Annotated in this window: 19 protein-coding genes; 13 read left to right on the forward strand and 6 right to left on the reverse strand. The window is 61.5% G+C overall.

Annotation, left to right across the window (positions count from 1 at the left end; genetic code table 11):
* Positions 1-83 precede the first annotated feature (83 nt).
* Positions 84-1,313 (reverse strand): putative ABC transporter permease, encoded by a 1,230-nt coding sequence (locus ACRX4W_RS05360; protein ID WP_117564037.1) that lies wholly within the window; start codon positions 1,311-1,313, stop codon positions 84-86.
* A 296-nt stretch (positions 1,314-1,609) separates the two neighbouring features.
* Here ACRX4W_RS05360 and purF point away from each other — a divergent pair, with 296 nt between their 5' ends.
* The 11 genes from purF to ACRX4W_RS05415 all read left to right on the forward strand — a co-directional run bounded on the left by purF (position 1,610) and on the right by ACRX4W_RS05415 (position 11,935).
* Complete coding sequence (purF, locus tag ACRX4W_RS05365; protein ID WP_055251559.1) at positions 1,610-3,280, forward strand: amidophosphoribosyltransferase; 1,671 nt, start codon at positions 1,610-1,612, stop codon at positions 3,278-3,280.
* A 157-nt stretch (positions 3,281-3,437) separates the two neighbouring features.
* Positions 3,438-4,541 carry a phosphoribosylformylglycinamidine cyclo-ligase gene (gene purM / locus ACRX4W_RS05370; protein ID WP_055251557.1) on the forward strand — a complete coding sequence of 368 codons (1,104 nt, stop codon included), beginning with the start codon at positions 3,438-3,440 and terminating at the stop codon, positions 4,539-4,541.
* Positions 4,531-5,232 carry a phosphoribosylglycinamide formyltransferase gene (gene purN / locus ACRX4W_RS05375; protein WP_117778666.1) on the forward strand — a complete coding sequence of 234 codons (702 nt, stop codon included), beginning with the start codon at positions 4,531-4,533 and terminating at the stop codon, positions 5,230-5,232. Before purM ends, purN begins: the two co-directional genes overlap by 11 nt.
* 152 nt (positions 5,233-5,384) lie before the next feature.
* A complete protein-coding gene (locus tag ACRX4W_RS05380) occupies positions 5,385-5,849 on the forward strand; it encodes a PTS sugar transporter subunit IIA (RefSeq protein WP_161194393.1) in 465 nt (154 codons plus the stop codon).
* 224 nt (positions 5,850-6,073) lie between these two features.
* The gene (locus tag ACRX4W_RS05385) at positions 6,074-7,294 is read left to right on the forward strand and encodes a peptidylprolyl isomerase (protein ID WP_117840356.1); all 1,221 of its coding nucleotides are present in this window, start codon (positions 6,074-6,076) and stop codon (positions 7,292-7,294) included.
* A gap of 54 nt (positions 7,295-7,348) precedes the next feature.
* On the forward strand, positions 7,349-7,792 hold the full coding sequence (locus ACRX4W_RS05390) for a GatB/YqeY domain-containing protein (protein ID WP_006235801.1): 444 nt from the start codon (positions 7,349-7,351) through the stop codon (positions 7,790-7,792).
* A 319-nt stretch (positions 7,793-8,111) separates the two neighbouring features.
* Positions 8,112-8,843, forward strand: a complete 732-nt coding sequence (locus tag ACRX4W_RS05395) for an amino acid ABC transporter ATP-binding protein (RefSeq protein ID WP_117803476.1) — start codon at positions 8,112-8,114, stop codon at positions 8,841-8,843.
* An 8-nt stretch (positions 8,844-8,851) separates the two neighbouring features.
* Positions 8,852-9,727 carry a transporter substrate-binding domain-containing protein gene (locus tag ACRX4W_RS05400; protein ID WP_082435536.1) on the forward strand — a complete coding sequence of 292 codons (876 nt, stop codon included), beginning with the start codon at positions 8,852-8,854 and terminating at the stop codon, positions 9,725-9,727.
* A 25-nt stretch (positions 9,728-9,752) separates the two neighbouring features.
* On the forward strand, positions 9,753-10,499 hold the full coding sequence (locus ACRX4W_RS05405) for an amino acid ABC transporter permease (protein WP_035136546.1): 747 nt from the start codon (positions 9,753-9,755) through the stop codon (positions 10,497-10,499).
* 3 nt (positions 10,500-10,502) lie between these two features.
* The gene (locus ACRX4W_RS05410; protein WP_117840355.1) at positions 10,503-11,141 is read left to right on the forward strand and encodes an amino acid ABC transporter permease; all 639 of its coding nucleotides are present in this window, start codon (positions 10,503-10,505) and stop codon (positions 11,139-11,141) included.
* Positions 11,142-11,311: 170 nt separating this feature from the next.
* On the forward strand, positions 11,312-11,935 hold the full coding sequence (locus ACRX4W_RS05415) for a cytidylate kinase-like family protein (protein ID WP_432299533.1): 624 nt from the start codon (positions 11,312-11,314) through the stop codon (positions 11,933-11,935).
* 459 nt (positions 11,936-12,394) lie between these two features.
* On the opposite strand, the gene gltA is transcribed toward ACRX4W_RS05415, so the two are convergent.
* The 5 genes from gltA to glmU all read right to left on the reverse strand — a co-directional run bounded on the left by gltA (position 12,395) and on the right by glmU (position 18,454).
* Entirely contained in the window at positions 12,395-13,804 is a 1,410-nt protein-coding gene (gene gltA / locus ACRX4W_RS05420; RefSeq protein WP_022094914.1) for an NADPH-dependent glutamate synthase, read from the reverse strand.
* A complete protein-coding gene (locus ACRX4W_RS05425) occupies positions 13,795-14,634 on the reverse strand; it encodes a sulfide/dihydroorotate dehydrogenase-like FAD/NAD-binding protein (protein WP_117647773.1) in 840 nt (279 codons plus the stop codon). Before ACRX4W_RS05425 ends, gltA begins: the two co-directional genes overlap by 10 nt.
* A gap of 374 nt (positions 14,635-15,008) precedes the next feature.
* The gene (gene pth / locus ACRX4W_RS05430; protein ID WP_192934494.1) at positions 15,009-15,638 is read right to left on the reverse strand and encodes an aminoacyl-tRNA hydrolase; all 630 of its coding nucleotides are present in this window, start codon (positions 15,636-15,638) and stop codon (positions 15,009-15,011) included.
* A gap of 224 nt (positions 15,639-15,862) precedes the next feature.
* Entirely contained in the window at positions 15,863-16,849 is a 987-nt protein-coding gene (locus tag ACRX4W_RS05435; protein WP_089573682.1) for a ribose-phosphate diphosphokinase, read from the reverse strand.
* A 192-nt stretch (positions 16,850-17,041) separates the two neighbouring features.
* Positions 17,042-18,454, reverse strand: coding sequence for a bifunctional UDP-N-acetylglucosamine diphosphorylase/glucosamine-1-phosphate N-acetyltransferase GlmU (glmU, locus tag ACRX4W_RS05440; protein WP_117646163.1), 1,413 nt, complete (start codon positions 18,452-18,454; stop codon positions 17,042-17,044).
* 199 nt (positions 18,455-18,653) lie between these two features.
* On the opposite strand from glmU, the gene ACRX4W_RS05445 reads away from it, so the two are divergent.
* A complete protein-coding gene (locus tag ACRX4W_RS05445) occupies positions 18,654-19,541 on the forward strand; it encodes an energy-coupling factor transporter transmembrane component T (RefSeq protein WP_231500817.1) in 888 nt (295 codons plus the stop codon).
* The coding region (locus ACRX4W_RS05450; protein ID WP_432299537.1) for an energy-coupling factor ABC transporter ATP-binding protein at positions 19,541-20,512 on the forward strand (972 nt) is incomplete at its 3' end. The genes ACRX4W_RS05445 and ACRX4W_RS05450, both read left to right, overlap by 1 nt.

Below are 20,512 nucleotides of genomic sequence, written 5' to 3' on the forward strand. Positions count from 1 at the left end.
CGTCGATAGAAGGATCGTTTATAAAAATGCCCACCGGTACGTGTGATACCGGCGGGCATTTTGCGTTTTGGGCGCGGTGGGCGCTACACGCGCGTCGCATCCTTGGGGCTCATGGTCATGCTCTGGAAGCGGTTTTCCATGTACTCGTTATCGAAGTGCTCTCCGTAGAACTGTGCGACGGGAATGTCCGGCTCCGTGCCGTTAACGCGCTGGTACCAGTAGTCGAGCGACTGCAGCGTCATGACGCCGTCGACCAGCATGATAACGGTAAAGATGACGGTGGCCGAGTAGCGGCTCTTCCAGGGGATCTTGTTGATAAGCTTAAGCAGCCTCGGCAGCAGCAGCTTGATCCAGATGAGGCCGCCCAGGCCCCACAGGCAGGCGAAGCCCGTGCAGGTGCGTCCGCCCGTGAGGACCACGAGCGGATCGGGCAAACCGAACAGCGTTATGTGCGAGTAGCTCCACGAGACCACGCCAAACGCGGTCTGCATAAACCAGCCCACGAACACCTCAAAGCTGGCGCCGAGCAGGGCGCTCACCAGGAAAATGATGATGGGGTTCTTTTTGTAGAAGCGGTTAAGCACCATGGTCATGAGCACGGCGCCAAATCCGTAGATGGGGCTGAAGGGGCCAAACAGCATGCCGGCGCGGTTCTGATAGACGCCCGGGTCGTCGACTGTCATGTGCCAGATGTCCTCGGCGATCAGGCCGAGTATGCAGCAGACAAAGAACACCCAGAACAGGTTGAAGTAGTTGAGCTTGATGTAGCCCTCGCCGGTTTCATCGCGGCCGAGCATGCCCTCGGCGGCGGCGTCGCGGTCGAGCATCTCCTGCAGGCGGCGCTGCAGTTCGCGCTCCTGACGAAGCGTGGGGTCGACGGTTGCCGAAAGTGCAACGAGGATGCCGAGCTGGATCGCGGGACGCAGCAGGAAGGGCCCGATGCCCTGGAGCATCACGTCGACCAAAAGCTCGACGACGGTGAATGCAATAAGGATGTAGGACAGGCGGGCGGCGTTGCGGCGCTGGTTTTTGATAAGGTCCAGGCCAAAGATGATTAGGATGACGGCACTTGCCGCAGAGAGCATGATGCCGGCGACGATAAGGCCGACTGCGACGAGCGTGTTGTCGCCGAGCTTTTCGGTGGCGTTGCCGTTAACAAGTGCCGTGATGACCTGCCACATAAAGGCAGCGACCGACGGGAGCGTGCCCACGCCGGAAAGGATGCACAGGACGGCGTACACCTTAATGATGAGGGGGATCTTCTTGACCTCCGTGGCGCTGGGGACGCTGGGGTCGAGTTCGTTTCGATCCATACAGAACCTTTCTCGCTTTGTTGTAGGTTATAAGGATACGCCGCCGACCTGCCAAAAGACAGGACGAACGTCCCAATTGCAACAATGTAAGCCCTAACGGCGGGCGAGACGCGCCGCAACGGAAGCATGCGGGATCGTCGGTCCCGAGGCGATTGCCCAATAAAATGTTTGGCTGCAAAACGGATTATAAGCTCGGTGGGCTTTTAAAAAGCGCTGCTCATGCGCTGAGGAGCACGTCGCGCCGTGCGTATAATAAGGCGGGTAACGCCAAAAAAACGAGGCTCTGAGGGGATACCATGTCTCAAGAAACCATCCGCGCGGCCGAGCGTGCCGCGGGACAGGTGAACACCATGTCGACGTATGATCCGGACTCCGACCAGCTGCATGAGGAATGTGGCATTTTCGGCGTATGGGCGCCCGATCGCGACGTGGCTCGACTGACGTACTTTGGCCTGCGTGCACTGCAGCACCGTGGCCAGGAATCGGCGGGAATCGCCGTGGGTGACGGCGGCACGGTTATGGTCCGCAAGGATCTGGGCCTGCTCGACCGCGTGTTCTCCAATGCCGACCTGTCGACGCTCTCCGGCCAGCTGGCCGTGGGTCATGTGCGCTACGGCACCGCCGGCGCCAAGAGCTGGGAAGCCTCTCAGCCGCACCTCTCTACCATCAACAGCGTCATTATCGCGCTTGCTCACAACGGCACCCTCGTCAACACCGACGAGCTGCGCCGCCAGCTGATCGAGCTGGGCGTGCCATTCCTCTCCAATTCGGATTCCGAGGTCGCGACCAAACTCATCGGCTACTTTACCCAGCGTACGGGCCATCTGCGCGAGGGCATTCGCAAGACCATGGAGCTCGTGCGCGGCGGCTACGCCATGACGCTCATCAACGAGCAAGCGCTCTATGCATTCCGCGATCCGCACGGCATTCGCCCGCTCGTGCTGGGCAAGCTGGTGGACGAGGGTCTTGATCAGGCCGACGCCGCAGCCGTTTCGCAGCTGCCGTCGCAGGACGGCGCCGCGACGGTCGACTCCGCCGTCCGTGTCACGCGCGCCGGCGGCTGGGTCGTTGCTTCCGAGACCTGCGCACTCGACATCGTGGGTGCCGAGTACGTCCGTGACGTCCGTCCCGGCGAGATCTTGCGCATCAGCGCCGAGGGTCTGGTATCCGAGCAGGGCGTGCCTGCAGCCGAAGAGCCCGCCAACTGCATCTTTGAGCAGGTCTACTTTGCCCGCCCCGACTCCATCATGAACGGCAAGAGCGTCTATGCCTGCCGTTACGACATGGGTCGCCAGCTGGCACACGAGGAGCCCGTCGAGGCCGACCTGGTCATCGGCGTGCCCGACTCTGGCCTGCCGCCCGCGGAGGGGTATTCGCACGAGAGCGGTATTCCCTTTGGCGAGGGCCTTATCAAGAACCGCTACGTGGGCCGTACGTTTATCGAGCCTACGCAGGAGTTGCGCGCCATGGGCGTGCGTATGAAACTCAACCCGCTGCGCGACAATATCGAGGGCAAGCGCCTGGTCGTCATCGACGACTCCATCGTGCGCGGCACCACCATGGTGCAGCTCGTCAAGATGCTGCGCAACGCCGGCGCCAAGGAGATTCACATCCGCATCAACTCGCCCGAGGTCATTTGGCCGTGCTTCTACGGTATCGATACCGACGTGCAGTCGCAGCTTATCAGCGCCAACAAGACGGTCGACGAGATTTGCGAGTATATCGGCGCCGATTCGCTGGCCTTCCTTTCGGTCGAGGGCCTGCTTAAGGTCATGCCCAAGGGCGGCTACTGCGACGCGTGCTTTACCGGCCGCTATCCCGTGGCGATTCCCGAGAGCTTTGGCCGCGACAAGTTTATGGAGGGCTTTAAGCCCCGCAACCTGGACAAGCCGCTGTACTTTGACGACGACGCCGTGGTCGAGAAATACGACGACCGCAGCTGGGAAGAGGAGCACGGCGAGGCCTAAAACCTGCCATATGGGGACAGGTATATTTTGGTAGGTTTTACCTGCTGTTTTGTTGATATGACGGCGGGTGCTGTTATGGCACACGCCGAAATGAACGCAATTATGAGCACCGTTTGGCGCCCGCGCGGCGCGACGGTAGTGGGAGAGGAAGGCTCAGATGAGCGACAGCAAGCATGTGACGTACGAGGACGCCGGCGTCGATACCGCCGAGGGCGGTCGCGCCGTCGACGCGATTAAGCAGATGGTCAAGGACACCAATCGTCCCGAAGTTATCGGCGGCATCGGTGGCTTTGGTGGCCTGTTCTCGGCCGCCGCGCTTAAGGATATGGAAGACCCGATCCTGATCAGCGGTACCGACGGCGTGGGCACCAAGCTCGTGCTCGCCCAGATCATGGACCGTCACGAGACGGTGGGCCAGGATCTGGTCGCTATGTGCGTCAACGACATTTTGGCTTCGGGCGCCGAGCCGCTGTTCTTCCTGGACTACGTTGCCATTGGCCACATAGAGGCCGAGCACATGGCAAAGATTATCAAGGGTGTGGCCGACGGCTGCAAGCTCGCGGGCTGCGCGCTCGTGGGCGGCGAGATGGCCGAGCACCCGGGCGTCATGGCTCCGGCCGACTACGACCTCGCCGGCTTTACCGTGGGCGTCGTCGACCGTCCCAAGATGCTCGACCCCGCAAACGTCCGCCCCGGCGACGTGATCCTGGGCCTGCCTTCCACCGGCGTGCACTCCAACGGCTACTCGCTCGTGCGCAAGGTCATCGGCGTCGACGGCATCAAGCCGGGCACGCCCGAGGCCGCCGCTAAGGCCGAGGAGCTGAGCCGTCCGCTCGAGGAGCTCGGTGGCGCTTCGCTGGCTGACGCCCTGCTGGCCCCCACGCGCATTTATGTGAAGCCGATTCTTGAGCTGCTGCGCGGCGGCGCCAACGTGCATGCTATCGCCCACATCACCGGCGGCGGTATTACCGAGAACCTCAACCGCGCGCTCGCCGACGACGTTGACGCCGTGGTCACCCGCAACGGCGCCGAGATGGGTTGGGACGTTCCTCCCGTCATCACCTACGTGTCGCGCCAGGCCGAGCTCGCCCCCAACGAGGCATGCAAGACCTTCAACATGGGCGTTGGCCTGTGCCTGATCGTCGCCCCCGAGGACGAGGCCGCGGTTACCGAGGCCCTGGTCGCGCTGGGCGAGAAGCCGTTCCGCGTGGGCGAGTGCGTCGAGGGTTCCGGTAAGGTCGTGTACTCCGATGAGCGCTAACGAGCAGATGGCTGCCGCCGAGGGCCTGGACTTTGTGCCCTATACCCGTCCGACCGCCACCGATACGGCCGAGCCGCTTAAGATCGGTGTGCTCATCAGCGGTTCGGGTACCAACCTGCAGGCGCTGATCGATCTGATCGCCGCCGGTAAGCTCAACGCCTCGATTGAGCTTGTGGTGTCGAGCCGTCCTTCGGCTAAGGGTTTGCAGCGCGCTGAGCGCGCGGGCATCCAGACGCTCACGCTGTCCAAGGATGTCTATGCCGACCCTATTGCCGCCGACGAGATCATCGCGCACGAGCTGCTCGAGCGCGGCTGCGAGTATGTGGTCATGGCCGGCTACATGCGCATGGTGCACACGCCTCTGTTGGCGGCGTTTCCCAACCGCGTGGTCAACTTGCATCCGGCGCTGCTGCCGAGCTTTACCGGTGCGCATGCGATTGACGATGCCTTTGCGCGCGGCGTCAAGGTAACTGGCGTGACCGTGCATTTTGCCAACGAGGTCTACGACAACGGTCCCATCATCGCCCAGCGTGCGCTGGCTGTCGAGGAGGGCTGGGATGTCGACACGCTCGAGGAGCACATCCACGCGATTGAGCACGTGCTGTATCCCGAGGTCGTGCAAATGCTCGCCGACGGCCGCGTCCACGTGCTGGAGAGCGGCAAGGTCGCAATTGATGCGCCCCGCGGCTAGCGGCGCACAGTACAATTTAGTTGAGTGGTCAGGGTGGTCATTGGCGCCAAGGCGCGCGTGGCCACCTTTTGTTTTGGGTAGTCACCCGCGACGTTCTTGAATGACTAGTCGTTTAAGAACGTCGCAGGTGACTAGGTGAGAGAGGTGAGCGCATGGCGGATAACGAAGCGCTGTTTACGCCTGAGCTGGTGTTTTTTGATTGGGAGTGTGCGACGCCGGGTGAGGTGTTTGCGCAGCTCGAGAGTGAGCTTGCTCCGCGCGGCTACATTGCCGACGGTTGGCTCGACGCCGTTCGCACGCGCGAGGATGCCTATCCCACGGGTCTTGCCATGCCGGCGGCAAACATTGCCATTCCGCATACCGATCCGGGGTTTGTGGCCAAGCCCTATATCGCGGTGGTGAAGCCCTCCGCGCCCGTGACATTTAACGCTATGGCTGGCATGGGCGCTCCGGTGCCGGCGCAGATCGTCATCAATCTGGGCATCGCCGAGCCGGGCGGCCAGGTCGAGGCTCTGCAGGCGCTCATGAACATCTTTATGGACGCCGATGCCGCAGCCGACGTGCTCGGCCAGACCACGCCGCAGGGCATGGTCGACGCCATCCGCCGCCACTTCTAAGGTGGGGCTAAGCCGGCACCTAGGGACGTTCCTTATGTGCCGGCACTTGGGGACTGTCCCTAACTGCCGGCAGAAAAGGAACGTCCCTAACTGCCGGCTGCCAGAGCTGTCCCCTTTGCACCAAAATGGTGCAGATTAACCTGTCCCCAATGCACCAAGCGTGCCGCGGGGGCTGCGTTGTGACACAATGGCGTTTGTTCGATTCGTTATGCGAAAGGCCAACTATGGCAAATAAGAAAAAGAACCCCGCACTCGAGCCGACGCCCGAGCAGCAGGCTCGCGCCGCCTCCAACTCTCGCAAGAAGCAGCGCAAGACCCGCGTGTCCAAGACCGTCAAGATCGTTCTGGTGGTCATCGGCGTGCTGGCGATGCTGCTTTCCGTCTCGGCGATGGCGTGCTCCGGCCTTATGTCGCAGGCCGAGGACACCTCGGGCTACAAGCTGACCGGCGGTGTTGCTGCTACTATCAACGGCACCAACCTCACCGAGGACACCGTGACCAAGCAGATCATGAGCATGCGCACGTCCTACGGCTACACCAAGGACAAGGACTGGGCGCAGTATCTGGTCGACAACGACCTCACGCCCAAGAAGTATCGCAAGCAACTCATCGACTCCTACACGCAGCAGATTCTGCTTCAACAGGCACAGAAGGAGAACGGCGTGACGGTGTCGGACGAGGAGGTCGAGAAGGCTTGGAAGGACGCGTGCAAGAGCGCGGGCGGTGCCAAGGCCTTTAAGAAGACCCTCAAGACCTACGGCTATACCGAGGATACCTACAAGGATTCGCTCAAGGAGAGTCTGGCGCAGCAGAAACTCAAGGATGCCGCCGCGCCCACGAGCAAACCCAAGGACAGCGAGATTGTCGATTACATCAACGAAAACCTGTCCAGCTACAACGACGCCCGTCGCTCGTCGAACATCCTGATCAAGGTTGATTCCGACGCTTCCGACGAGGACAAGGCTGCCGCCAAGGCCAAGGCGCAGGAGTGCCTGGACAAGATCAACTCCGGTGAGCTGAGCTTTGAGGACGCCGTTGAGCAGTACTCCGAGGACACCGGTTCCAAGGAGAAGAAGGGCGATGTGGGCTGGGATAAGCTCACCACCTTTGTCGACAGCTACCAGACGGCGCTCGAGGGGCTCAACAAGGGCGACGTGAGCGAAGTCATCGAGTCGACCTATGGCTACCACATCATCAAGTGCACCGACTACTTCCATGTCGATAATCAGGTTGATGACATCAACCAGGTGCCCAAGGCCATCAAGAAGTACGTCTCCAACGTGGTGAAGACGCAGGCGGCCAGTACCGCGTACAGTGAGTGGCTGGAGCAGTACAAGAAGGACGCCGACATTACCGTCAACCCCATGCCCAAGGACGTACCCTATAACGTGAGTCTGAAGGGCATCACCAAGAGTTCGACCGACGATTCGTCGACGACTGAGTAATCATGGGGCGGTGCTCGCGCGAGTGCCGCCCACGCTATTAGAGAGGATTTGCAGATGACCAACGAAGAGCTGCAGAAGGAAATGATCGCGGCCATGAAGGCCAAGGACAAGGTTCGCCTGTCCATCATTCGCCAGGTTAAGGCCGAGGTGAAGAATATCGAGGTCAATGAGCGCCGCGATGTGACCGAGGAAGACGTCAACAGCATGATCAAGCGTCTGATCAAGCAGACGAGCGAGACACTGGAGATGTCCATCAAGGCCGGCACCGACCAGGAGCGTACCGACAACCTGACCGAGCAGGTCAAGATTCTGGAGAGCCTGCTGCCCGCGCAGGTTTCGGGCGAGGAGCTCGAGGCTCTGATCGAGCAGGTCATCGCCGAGCTGGGCGCCACGTCCAAGAAGCAGATGGGCCAGGTTATGGGTGCACTCGGCAAGGCCACTGGCGGCAACTTCGATAAGCCGGCCGCGGCAAAGATCGTCGGAGCCAAACTCGCGTAATTTGTTACGCGGTTTTACCAAACCGCGTAACGGCTCGACGCTGCAAACCCGTACACGCGGCAATCTGACGTTCAATTTCAAGGGCGCGACCATAAGGTCTGCGCCCTTTCATTTCACGTCACCTTGCTCGCGTGTACGGGTTTTCGCTGACTTATGCTCAACAAGGGCGGTTGGGCGCTCACTGGGGACAGACTTAAATGAGTGCCCAATGAGTGGGTGGAAGATTGCGGGTTCTTTACGGGAATGTAGTGTGGGCTGCGGAAACGTGGTTCTTTCCGTACAATAGTTCAACTCGTGTAAACGCAGGGAAGGGACATTCATGGCAGACATGATCGAGATCAAGCATCTCAACAAGTACTTTGGCGACCTGCATGTGCTCAAAGATATCAACCTCACCGTCAAGCGCGGCGAGAAGCTCGTAATGATCGGGCCTTCCGGCTCGGGTAAGTCGACGCTCATCCGCTGTGTCGATTATCTTGAGGAGCCCACGTCGGGCGAGGTCATCATCGACGGTACGCCGCTCACTAAGAAGAATCACCTGGAAATGGCTCGCAAATATAGCTCCATGGTGTTTCAGCAGTTCAACCTGTATCCCAACATGACGGTGCTGGGCAATCTGACGCTCGCGCCCATCAAGCTGCAAAAGAAGAGCAAGGAGGAGGCGACCGAGATCGCCGTCGCCGCGCTCAAGCGCGTCGGCATGGCGCATAAGGCCGGCGAGTATCCGCAGAACCTCTCGGGCGGTCAGCAGCAGCGCATCGCCATCGCCCGTGCCCTGTGCACCAAGCAGCCCATCATCCTGTTTGACGAGCCGACCTCGGCGCTCGACCCCGAGATGGTCCAGGAGGTTCTGGACGTTATGATTGAGCTCGCGCAGGAGGACATCACCATGATCTGCGTGACGCACGAGATGGGCTTTGCGCGCCAGGTGGCCGACCGCGTCATCTTTATGGAGGACGGCCGCATCCTGGAGGAGGGCACGCCCGAGCACTTCTTCGATAACCCCGAGAACCCGCGCTGCCGCGAGTTCCTGTCCAAGATTCTGCACTAGGCGCGGTGATGGACATGACGGATATGACGAGGGCGGCCGTGTCGCGCCGTCACTTTTTGCAGCTGGCGGGCGCCGGCATGCTCGCGCTGACGGGGACCGCGCTCACCGGTTGCGGCAACTCCACCAGCGGCGAGGGTTCCGACAAGGGATCCAAGCTTGCGGCCATCAAGTCGCGCGGCCATCTGAATGCCGGCGTCAAGAAAGATGTTCCCGGCTACGGCTATTACGACACCGCCAAAGGCCGCTTTGAGGGCATGGAAGTCGATTTGTGCTACCAGATCGCCGCCGCTGTCTTTGGCGTGAGCTACAAGGAAGCCCGTGCCCAGGAGCTTGTCGAGTTTACCGACGTAACGCCCAAGACACGCGGCCCGCTGATCGATAACGGCCAACTCGACGTGGTCGCAGCGACCTACACCATCACCGACGAGCGCAAGAAGAGCTGGGATTTCTCGACGCCGTACCGCACCGACTACGTGGGACTCATGGTCAAGAAGCGTTCGGGCTTTACCTCGATTGAGGACCTGGACGGCAAGGTCATCGGCGTGAGCCAGGGTGCCACCACGCAGGGCCTGATCGAGCAGATGATCAAGGACAACGGCTTTAGCTGCAAGCCCGAGTTTAGGGCCTTTAGCGGCTACCCCATCATCAAGAGCTCGCTCGACGCCGGCAATATCGACGTCTTTGCCATGGACCGCTCCACGCTGGCCGGTTACATGAACGAGACCGTTGAGCTGTTGCAGCCCGAGGTCAAGTTTGGCGAGCAGGGCTACGGCGTGGCGACCAAGAAGGGCTGCGACCTTTCGGCCGTGGTCGATCAGGTGATTTGCGATCGTCTGGCCGACGGCTGGCTCGACCAAGAGGTCAAGACCTGGGGTCTTGTATAGGCGCATCGTCCAAGGAAGGAATCAAATGCTCGAAGGATTATTTGACGCCGACCGTTGGTCGACGACATTTCAAAACATGGGGCCCTTCTGGGAGGGCTTTGGCGTGACGCTACAGGTGGTCGTTGCCGGTCTGCTGCTGTCGCTGGTGCTGGGCACGCTGCTGGGTGTGTTCTCTACCACCCGTTCGCGCGTGCTGCGCGCCATAAGCCGCGTATACGTGGAGTTTTACCAGAACACCCCGTTGCCCGTGCAGGTGCTCTTTATGTACATGGCTGGTCCGCAGTTTTTGCAGGCCATAACCGGTGCCGACCAGCCGGTGCGCATCGCGCCGTTCGTGCTGGGCTTCTTGGGCGTGGGCCTGTATCACGCGGCCTACATCTCGGAGGTCATCCGCACCGGTATCGAGGCGGTTCCGCGCGGTCAGATGGAGGCGGCGCAGAGCCAGGGCTTCACCCGTGCGCAGGCGTACTGGTACATCGTGCTGCCCCAGACATTCAAGATCATTCTGCCGCCGCTGTGCAACCAGGCACTCAACCTAGTCAAGAACACGTCGGTGCTGGCGCTTGTGGCCGGCGGCGACCTTATGTACCGTTCCGACAACTTTGTGAGTCTGTACGGTTACCTGCAGGGATACATCGTCTGCTGCCTTATGTACTTCATCATCTGCTTTCCGCTCGCCATGCTGGTGCAGTGGCTCGAGCGCCGCTCCAAGGAGCGTCCGCGCGGCGTGAGCCTCGCCGAGCTGGGGCTCGACAACGTAGAGGAGGCCTAGCGCATGGAAATCTTCAACGCGACCAACCTGCTCTACATTTGGGGCGGCTTTGTTAAGACGATCGAGATCTCGGCGCTGTCGATCTTTTTCTCGCTCATCTTTGGCACGGTGCTGGCGCTTGTTAAAAGCTATGCGCCCCGCCCGTTCCGTATTTTGGTGAGTGCCTATATCGAGCTGTTCCGTTGCACGCCGAACCTGCTGTGGATCCTGTTTATCTACTTTACGGTGCAGGGCTTGGACATTGTGATTTCGACCATCGCCTTTACGCTGTTTACCAGCGCTGTTATGGCCGAGATTGTGCGCGGCGGCCTCAACTCGATTCCGCGCGGCCAGTTTGAGGCAGCGCAGAGCCAAGGCTTCGGCTTTTTTGCCACCATGCGCTACATCATTCTGCCGCAGACGTTTAAGACGATCATTCCGGCGCTGTTTAGCCAATGCACGACCGTCATTAAGGACAGCTCGTATCTTTCGGGCATTAACGTGGCCGAGCTCATGTACACGGCAAACGTCGTGATGGCCCACGCGATTGATCTGTCGCAGGTACTTATGCTCTACGGCCTGGTGTTTGCGATGTACTTTATGCTCAACTTTGGTATCTCGTTGTTGGTGAGGGCATATCAACGCCGCATCGTGGCCGCATAGTCCTGCTTCCCCAAGCACGGCACCTTGCCCCTCAATCGTCGCTTGCGTACATTTAGTACGCGGCGCTCCTCTTTCGGGGCAATCTGCCGCACTTGGGAAACCAGGACGGTCGTAAGTGACAAAATGGGAATCAGGAATTGCCTTTTCTCATTTGTTAGAAAGGAATCGCGATGAGCGATCTGGAGAACAAGAAGAGTCCTGTGGTCATTACCATCGCGCGCGACTTTGGTGCCGAGGGCCACGAGATCGGACGCATCCTCGCCAACGAGTTGGGGATTCCTCTGTACGACAACGCGCTGCTGGTGCGCGCGTCGCTGCGTGCGGGCGAGTCGCTCGATAAGATGGCCGCCTACGACGAGCGTCTGGCTGTGGAGAACATGGCGTTTCTGCCCGACCGCTACGACGCGCGCTCGTACTCGGACAAGTTGTTCCAAAAGATGAGCCAGGTGATTTTGGACCTGGGCGAGACCGAGAGTTGCATTATCGAAGGCCGCCTGTCCGATTATCTGCTTCACAACAACCCCAACCACATTGCCGTGTTGGTGACCGCACCCTTTGAGGACCGCGTCGAGATCGTGCGCAAGAAGCGCGGCCTTAACAAAAAGAAGGGCGCCAAGCTGGTCAAGCAGCAGCAGAAGGCGCGCGAGGCGTTCTACAAGCGCTACAGCGCCGGAAAGTGGAAGATGACGAGCGGCAAGGACATCGTCGTCAACCGCGCCAAGTTGGGCCGCGAGGGCTGTAAAGACGTCATCGCCGCAGCCTACCGCTATAAAGTGGCGCAGCTCGAAGGCTAGCCGACCAAAACCACCACAAAGGGGACAGGCACCTTTGTGGTGGTTTTTGTTTTAGGCTGAGGGGAAGGCCTTGGCGGCAGTGCCTATCCTCGGCTTTTGCATAGTCTCGATCTGTAACACCAAGCCAGCGAAAATGGCTCTAACTGTTACAGATTGAGATGAACCGTTCGGCCGTCAGCCCAACGTCTTGATCTGTAACACCAGGCGGCATATTTGGTCTCTAACTGTTACAGATTGAGATGCAGCGTGGCCGGCCGGCACAATATCTCAATCTGTAACAACTGCAGGGCTCAACGGACTCCAGCTGTTACAGATTGAGACAAAACGACCGGGCAAGTCCCAAACCACCACAAAGGTGCCTGCCCCATCGTGGTGGTTTGGGCGGCCGGCATAAAAAAGTCCCCGCCGGGCGTGTGCTCGACGGGGACTTTGCCGTTTGATGGCTAGCACTGCAGGTGATTACTCGCCCAGCAGGCTCTTGGTGATGGAAGCGGCGGCCTTCTTGCCGGCGCCCATCGCCAGAATGACCGTAGCGGCACCGGTGACGATGTCGCCGCCGGCCCAGATGCGGGGATCGGTGGTCTGGCCGGTCTCCTCGTCGGCAACGATGTAGCCCCACTTGTTGAGCTCCATCTTGCCGCCGATCTTCTTTGCGAAGGGGTTGGCGTTGGTGCCGATAGCCGAGATCGCGACGTCGCAGGGAATCTCCTCGATGGCGCCCTCGATGGGCACCGGGCGACGGCGGCCGGACTCGTCGGGCTCGCCGAGCTCCATCTTCTGGACCTTGACGGCGCACACGGAGCCGTCCTCGCCAGCGACAAACTCGAGCGGGGAGACGAGCGGCAGAACCTCGACGCCCTCGGCCTTAGCATGGTGCAGCTCGGCGCGACGGCAGGGCATCTCGTCCTCGGTACGACGGTAGGCGATGATGGCGTGCTCGGCGCCCAGGCGCTTGGCGGTACGGACGGCGTCCATAGCCACGTTGCCGCCACCAAAGACGACGACGTTCTTGCCGTGCTTGGTGGGGGTGTCGTACTCGGGGAACTTGTTGGCCTTCATCAGGTTCACGCGGGTGAGGTACTCGTTGGCGAAGAAGACGTTGGGCAGGTTCTCGCCGGGGACGTTGAGGAACTTGGGCAGGCCAGCGCCGGTCGCCACGTAGATGGCGTCGAAGCCCTGCTCGAACAGCTCCTCGGCCGTGGCCATGTTGCCCACGACGGAGTTGTACTCAAACTTGACGCCCATGTCCTCCAGGCCGTCAATCTCGCGCTTGACGACCGCCTTGGGCAGACGGAACTCGGGGATGCCGTAGACCAGCACGCCGCCGCCGGTAAAGAAGGCCTCAAAGACGGTGACGTCAAAGCCGTTACGGGCGAGCTCGCCGGCGCAGGTGATGCCGGACGGGCCAGAGCCCACGACGGCGACCTTCTTGCCGTTCTTGGGGGCCATCTTGGGCGTGGAGGCGAGCTCGGGGCGGTCACCCAGGAAGCGCTCGAGCTGGCCGATGGCCACGGGCTCGGACTTCTTACCACGGATGCACTTGCCCTCGCACTGGTTCTCCTGCGGGCAGACGCGACCGCAGATGGCGGGAAGCATGGAGTCCTCGCGGATGGTATCGAGAGCGCCGCCGAAGTCCTTCGCGCGGATCTGCTCGATAAAGCGGGGAATGTTGATGTTGACGGGGCAGCCCTCAACACAGAACGGCTTCTTGCAGTTGAGACAGCGCTCGGCCTCGGCCAGCGCCATCTCCTCGGTGAAGCCCTTGTCGACGGGGCGGAAGTCGCAGGCGCGCTCGGCAGCCGGCTCCTCGTTATCGGGGGTGCGGGGCGACTTCATATCGGCAACGAAACGACCGTTAACTAGTGGCATGCGCAGCTCTTTTCCTCATAGGCCTTGAGGGACGCGCCCTCTTCGGAACGGTAAGCGGCCTGGCGGGCACGAAGGTCATCCCAGTCGACCAGGGTGGCATCGAAGTCGGGGCCGTCGACGCAAGCGAACTTGGTCACGCCGCCCACCTCGACGCGGCAGCAGCCGCACATACCGGTGCCGTCAACCATGATGGGGTTGAGCGACGCGGTGATGGGGGTGTCGTACTTCTGGGCGGTGAGGGTCGAGAACTTCATCATCGGAACGGGGCCGACGCAGAAGACCTGGCTCACGGCCTTGTCCTGCAGCAGGCGCTCCAGCGGAGCGGTGACAACGCCCTGCTCGCCATAGGAGCCGTCGTCAGTGGTGATGTGGATGTGGTCCTCGTCGAGGAGCTCGCGGAACTGGTCCTCCATGAGCAGGAGGTCCTTGGTGCGGGCGCCCATGATGGCGTGCACCTCGTGGCCGGTCTCGACCAGGTGCTTGGCGACCGGGAAGGCAATTGCCAGGCCGACGCCGCCGCCAATGACGGCGCAGGGGCCCTCAGCCATCTCGGTGGGAACGCCCAGCGGGCCCACGACGTCGCGCAGCGACTCGCCGGCCTCGTAGGTGGAAAGCATCTCGGTGGTCTTGCCGATCACCATGAAGATGAACTCGACCCAGCCCTCGTCACCGTTCCAGCCGGCCAGGGTAAACGGGACACGTTCGCCCGTCTCGTTGGCGCGAACCATGAGGAACTGTCCAGCGTGCGCATGCTTGGCGATTGCAGGCGCCTCGATGCGGAACTTGAACACCTTCTCCGAGAACTGCGTCTTCTCCAGGATCTTATACATAGAACCCCTCTCTTGTTAGGGCCGCCGAACCGTGCCTCCACGGAAATGGACGGTAGCCCGAATAAAACCGTACGCGCACAGGCGTTGTGCAGACATACGGTGCAAATTATACCCTCATGGACATGTCGCTTACGTGTGTCTTCGGCGGTCGGGAAAAGGGTTTATCCACTTCGGCCTACCAAAGGGGGAAAGGTTTATTTTGGCAGGTTTTATCAGGCAAAACGGCAAAGGGGGCCGGCCTCGCGCATCGGTGAGGCCGGCCCCCTTTGGGGCGTTATGCATGTATGGTGGCAGCGTGTTTATTGCGATGTGCCGACTGCGGCGTTTACGCAGATAAAACCTGCCGAAATAAACCTGTCCCTAAATGGTAGGTTTTAGTGCTTGCCGTTGGCGGAGGCGGAGCCGTTGACGTGGTCGCGGGCATAGATCACGCCGTGCACGATTGCCAGGCCGGCGGCGTCTGCGGCGCGGGCGCAGGTGTCCTGGAAGTCCTCGGCCTCGCGGGCGCGCAGCTGCTTGAGCACGTAGTCGGCGACAGCCATCTTGCCGGGAGGGTTGCCGATACCGGTGCGGATGCGGCTGAAGTCGCGGCTGCCCATCTTGTCGATGATGGAGCGCAGGCCGTTGTGGCCGGCGTGGCCGCCGCCCACCTTAACACGCACATCGCCGGCGGGAATATCGAGCTCGTCGTGGATTACGAGCAGCTCCTCGGCCTTGATTTTGTACTCGCGGCAGAGCTTGGAGATGGGGCCGCCCGAGGTGTTCATGTATGACTGCGGCTTGACCAGCACAATCTGGCGCTTGCCGCCCTCTTCCTCGGCATCGTTGATATTGATGAGCGCGACCTCGGCGCCGGCCTGGTTTTTCCAGTACGTGACGCCGGCCTGACGGGCCAGCTCATCGATCGCCTTAAAGCCGGCGTTGTGGCGGGTCTCGGCATATTCCTCACCCGGGTTGCCGAGTCCGGCAACCATGCGAATCTTAAGCGGCTGTGCAGCTGCCATAGGCTTCCTTTCGTTACATAAGTAGTTCGTTCAACGACAAAGGCTACCACGCCCGCCGAAGGCGAGACTTCGTTTCAGCGAAATCCCACCAGACAAAAGCGCGGCCGCGGCAGAGCGAGCCGCCGGAACAGAAGAAACCCCCGCGCGACCTTTGCGAAGCAAGGGGGAGCGCGGGGGTTTCTTCTGTTCCGGCGGCGATGCGCCGGGTTGCAAGGACGATGCGACTACAGCGCGAAGTCGCCGCCGACGAGCGTGGAGACGGGCTCCTCGTGGTAAACGGCGGAGATGGCCTGAGCGAACTCCTCGGCGACCGAGATAGTCTTGATCTTGCCGCCGACCTCGACGGGGATGGCGTCGGTGACGACGCACTCGACGATGGGGGCATCGTTCAGGCGCTCGATGGCCGGACCGGAGAAGATGCCGTGGGTGGCGCAGACGTAGATGTCGCCGGCGCCCATAGCCTTGAGCTCCTTGACGTTGGCGCACAGGGTGCCAGCAGTGTCGATCATGTCGTCGTTGATGATGCAGGTCTTGCCCTTGATGTCACCGATGATGCCCATGACCTCGGCGGCGTTGTGGCGCGGACGGCCCTTGTGGGCGATGGCCAGGTCGCAGCCGAGCATGTCGGACAGCTTCTTGGCGGCCTTGGCGCGACCCACGTCGGGGGAGACGACAACCAGGTTGTCGGTGTCGAAGTGCATGTCGTTGTAGTACTGGCCAAATAGCGGCAGTGCGGACAGGTGGTTAACCGGGATATCGAAGAAGCCCTGGATCTGGCCCTGGTGCAGGTCGAGGGTGATGATGCGGTTGACGCCGGCACGCTCGAGCAGGTTGGCGACGAGGCGGGCGGTGATGGGCTCGCGCGGGCCGGCCTTGCGGTCCTGGCGGGCATAGCCGTAGTGGGTGATAACGGCGGTGATGGAGCGGGCGGATGCGCGCTTGGCAGCGTCGGTGGCGATGAGCAGCTCCATGAGCATGTCGTTGACGTTGCCGCCGGCCACGGACTGAATCAGGAAGACGTCGGCGCCGCGGACGGTCTCGTCGTAGCGGGCGTAAATCTCACCATTGGCGAACTGCTTTAGCGTAAGGCCCGAAAGCTCGACCCCAAGGTACTCAGCAATCTTCTGAGCGAGGGGACGGTTGGAGGAACCGGAATACACGCGGATGGACTTGCGCATATTCTCCGACTTCTCGGGATCATTAATCGGCATTACCCTTCTCCTTTATACATCGAATGCCATATAGATGCCTTGTTGCATTGTAACCGCGCGGCGGGGTTTATCGGGTCTTGATAACGTCTTTACCGCCAACGGACACGAACCGACCACTCATCCGGTTGCGCAGGTCACGATAGAAAAAGGAGCCGCCCCCATGGAGCAGCTCCTTTTGTGCTTGGTAAAACGTTATACCTCGTCGTCCTCGTGCAGGCGGCGGCGGTAATCGGCGGCCCAGCCCTCAATATTTACCTGACGGGCGCGGCCCAGACCGAGCGCGTCTGCCGGGACCGGCTCGGTGATGACGGAGCCGGCGGCCACGAGTGCACCGTCGCCGATCTGGGCGGGCGCGACCATCATGGTGTCGGAGCCAATGAAGGCGTCCTTGCCGATGACGGTCTTGTGCTTGTGCACGCCATCGTAGTTGCAGGTGATGGAGCCCGCGCCCACGTTGACGCCGGAGCCCATGGTGGTGTCGCCGATGTAGGACAGGTGGGGCACCTTGGAACCCTCGCCGATCGTGGACTTCTTGATCTCCACGTGCGTGCCGGCCTTGGAGCCGTCGAGCATGTGGGTGCCCGGGCGCAGGTAGGCGCGCGGGCCGCAGTCGACGCCGTTCTCGATGACGGCCTCAATGGCGATGGTCTCATCGATGGTGCAGCCGCTGCCGACGGTGGTGTCGGTGAGGCGGCTGTTGGGACCGAGCTGGCACTCCTCGCCCACGGTGACGTGGCCGATCAGGTGCGTCTGCGGCCACACGACGGTATCGCGGCCGATAACGGCATCGGGGCCGATCCAGGCCTGTGTGGGGTCGATGAAGGTAACGCCCTCGGCCATCCAGTGCTCGTTGATGCGGTCGCGCGCGATGGCGGTGAGCTGTGCGAGCTGGATGCGGCTGTTGACGCCCAGGCCGTCGCGGTAGTCGTCGCAGTGGAAGATGGAGACAGCCTGGCCGTGGCCTTTGAGGATCTCGAGCATGTCGGGCAGGTAGTACTCGGATTGCGCGTTGTCGTTGCCGATCTCGTTGATGTGGGCGGCGAGCTGCGTGCCGTCAAATGCGTAGCAGCCGGCGTTGCACTCCAGCAGCGTGGCGGCCTGCTCGGGCGTGCAGTCCTTCTGCTCGATGATGCGCTCGATCTGACCATCGGCGCCCAGCTTGATGCGGCCGTAGCCGAAAGGATCGGGCGGGGTCATGGTCATGACGGTGCAGGCGAGCTCGCCGGTGGCGACGGTTTGCGCGAACTTGGCGACGGTGTCGGCGGTGATGAGCGGCAGGTCGCCGTTGAGCACGACGACGGGGCCTTGCGTGATGCCGCAGGCCTCGAGCGCGACCTTTACGGCGTGGCCGGTGCCCAGGCGCTCGGTCTGCTCGACGCACTCGACCTTGGTGGCGCTGTTGGCGTAGGCGCCGTCGATGAGGGCGCGCATCTCGTCGGCGTGGCTGCCGATGACGACCACGACGCGGCTGCAGCCGGCCTTGATGGTAGCGTCGACGATCCACTGGACCATGGGCTTACCCAGGATCTTGTGCGAAACCTTGCAGTGGTTCGACTTCATGCGGGTGCCCTCGCCGGCAGCGAGGATAATTGCGGTTGCGTCCATGTGATCTCCTGTTACGTTATAGAGACGTGTGTTTGGAAACGATACACGGCGCAATATGATACCGCAGGCATATGACGAGCGCGTAACGATTGGTTTGCGGCGGTTGAGGCTTGCGCCGCCGGCGTGGCGTTTGCACTGCGTGCGTGCGGCGTTGGCGGTGCTGCGGAGCTGTTGTTTGAGCGAGGGAACGGGGGTGCCCGTGGATAACATACGAGAGGAGTTTGGCGGCGGGCCCGTCGCGGCATTCTCGATGTCGCATCCGGCTGTGCCGGCACTCTATATAGTGCTGACGCTGGGGCTCACTATGTTCTCGATGCAGCCGGTACTGATCGCGCTGTCGCTCGCAGGCGGGCTGGCGTATGGATTTGCGACGCGTGGGGCTGCCCGCACGCTGGGCGCGCTCCGCTGGCAGCTGCCGGTGATTTTGATCGTCGCGCTGCTCAATCCGCTGTTTAGCGCCTCGGGTTCGACGGAGCTGTTCCGTATTGGCATGCGCGCGGTGTATCTGGAGAGCATGGTATACGGCCTGTGCATGGGCGGGCTGTTTGTGGCGAGCGTGTTGTGGTTTGAGGCGGCGGCATCGATGCTCGAATACGACAAGGTACTCGCGCTGCTGGGCAATGCCGCGCCGGTGATTGCGCTCATGATCTCGATGTGCATGAGGCTTATCCCGCAGTTTTTGCGCCGCGGTCGTACGGTGCTGGCGGTGCAGGATGCGATTGATGTGCCGGGCAGCGCGCCGGCCGACCCCGTGCGTTCGCGTTTGCGGGCATCGAGTGTGTTGATGGGCTGGGGCATGGAAGATTCGCTGGAGCGCGCGGACGCGATGCGCTCGCGCGGGTGGGGTGCCGCGACGCGTCGTACGACGTATGCGCGGTATCGACTGGGGCGCAGCGACGTTGCCGCGCTGGCTGGGCTTGCGGTGTTTGGTGCCGCCGCGGTGGCGGTGGCATGGACCGCGACAACGCAGTATTCGTTTTATCCGCAGCTCTCGGTGCCGGCGCCGTGGCGGGGCTATGTCGTGTACGCTGCCTGGATGATGCTGCCTTGCGCGTCGCACGCGATTGATGAGAAGAGGTTTGGCTGATGGCTCGGTTGGATAGGGGCCCGGTGTCGGGCGCGGCGTGCGGCCCGGATATTCCGGCGATTGAGGTGCAGGGCCTTAGTTTTGCCTATCCCGGGGCCGAGGCACCGGTGCTCGAGGGGCTTGATTGGCGTGTTCCCCAAGGTGCATTTGCGCTGCTTGTTGGCGGTACCGGTTCGGGCAAGTCGACGCTGCTGTCGCTGCTCAAGCCCGAGATCGCGCCGGCGGGCGAGCGCACTGGTGATGCGCGCGTGCTGGGCGAGAACGTTGCCGACATGGACGTGCGGGCATCGGCGGAGCGCGTGGGCTATGTGTTCCAGGATCCCGAGAACCAGATCGTGTGCGAAACCGTGTGGCACGAGATGGCGTTTGGCCTGGAAAACTTGGGGCTAGCACGTGATGAGATGCGCCGTCGCGTAGCTGAGACCAGCTATTTCTTTGGTCTGGAGGACTGGCTTCATCGCGATACCGATACGCTTTCGGGCGGCCGCAAGCAGCTGCTGTCGCTTGCCGCCGTCCTGGCGCTGCGTCCGCGTGTGCTGCTACTCGACGAGCCCACGTCTCAGCTCGATCCCGTTGCCGAGAAGAATTTTCTGCACGCGCTGTTTCGCGTGAACCGTGAGTTGGGCTGCACGGTTGTTGTGGCTACGCATCAACCGCGTCCAATGCTCGAGTATGCGACGTGTGCGTACCGGATTGAGGACGGTCGCGTGCGCGAGGTGGCGGATATGGCTTCTTTGGGACGCCGAGAATCGTTGTTTTCCGACGACATGTTGGGGTGGGGTGCCGTCCGATGTGCAAAAAACGGAGTATTCAGCAGGCGTGAGGACAATTTGGGCTCTCTGGAGCCGCCCGGGGACGTATCGAGCGCGAAAAAAAGTTCGGAATTGGACAAATGGGGGTGCGGACAGAAAGTTGGACCGCGGGGCGGTCCGGACTGGAGGTTCGCATGTACAGCAGGGAGAAGGTCGAGC

The organism is Collinsella aerofaciens (assembly GCF_964283865.1).
In the GTDB taxonomy this organism is placed as follows: Bacteria; Actinomycetota; Coriobacteriia; order Coriobacteriales; family Coriobacteriaceae; genus Collinsella.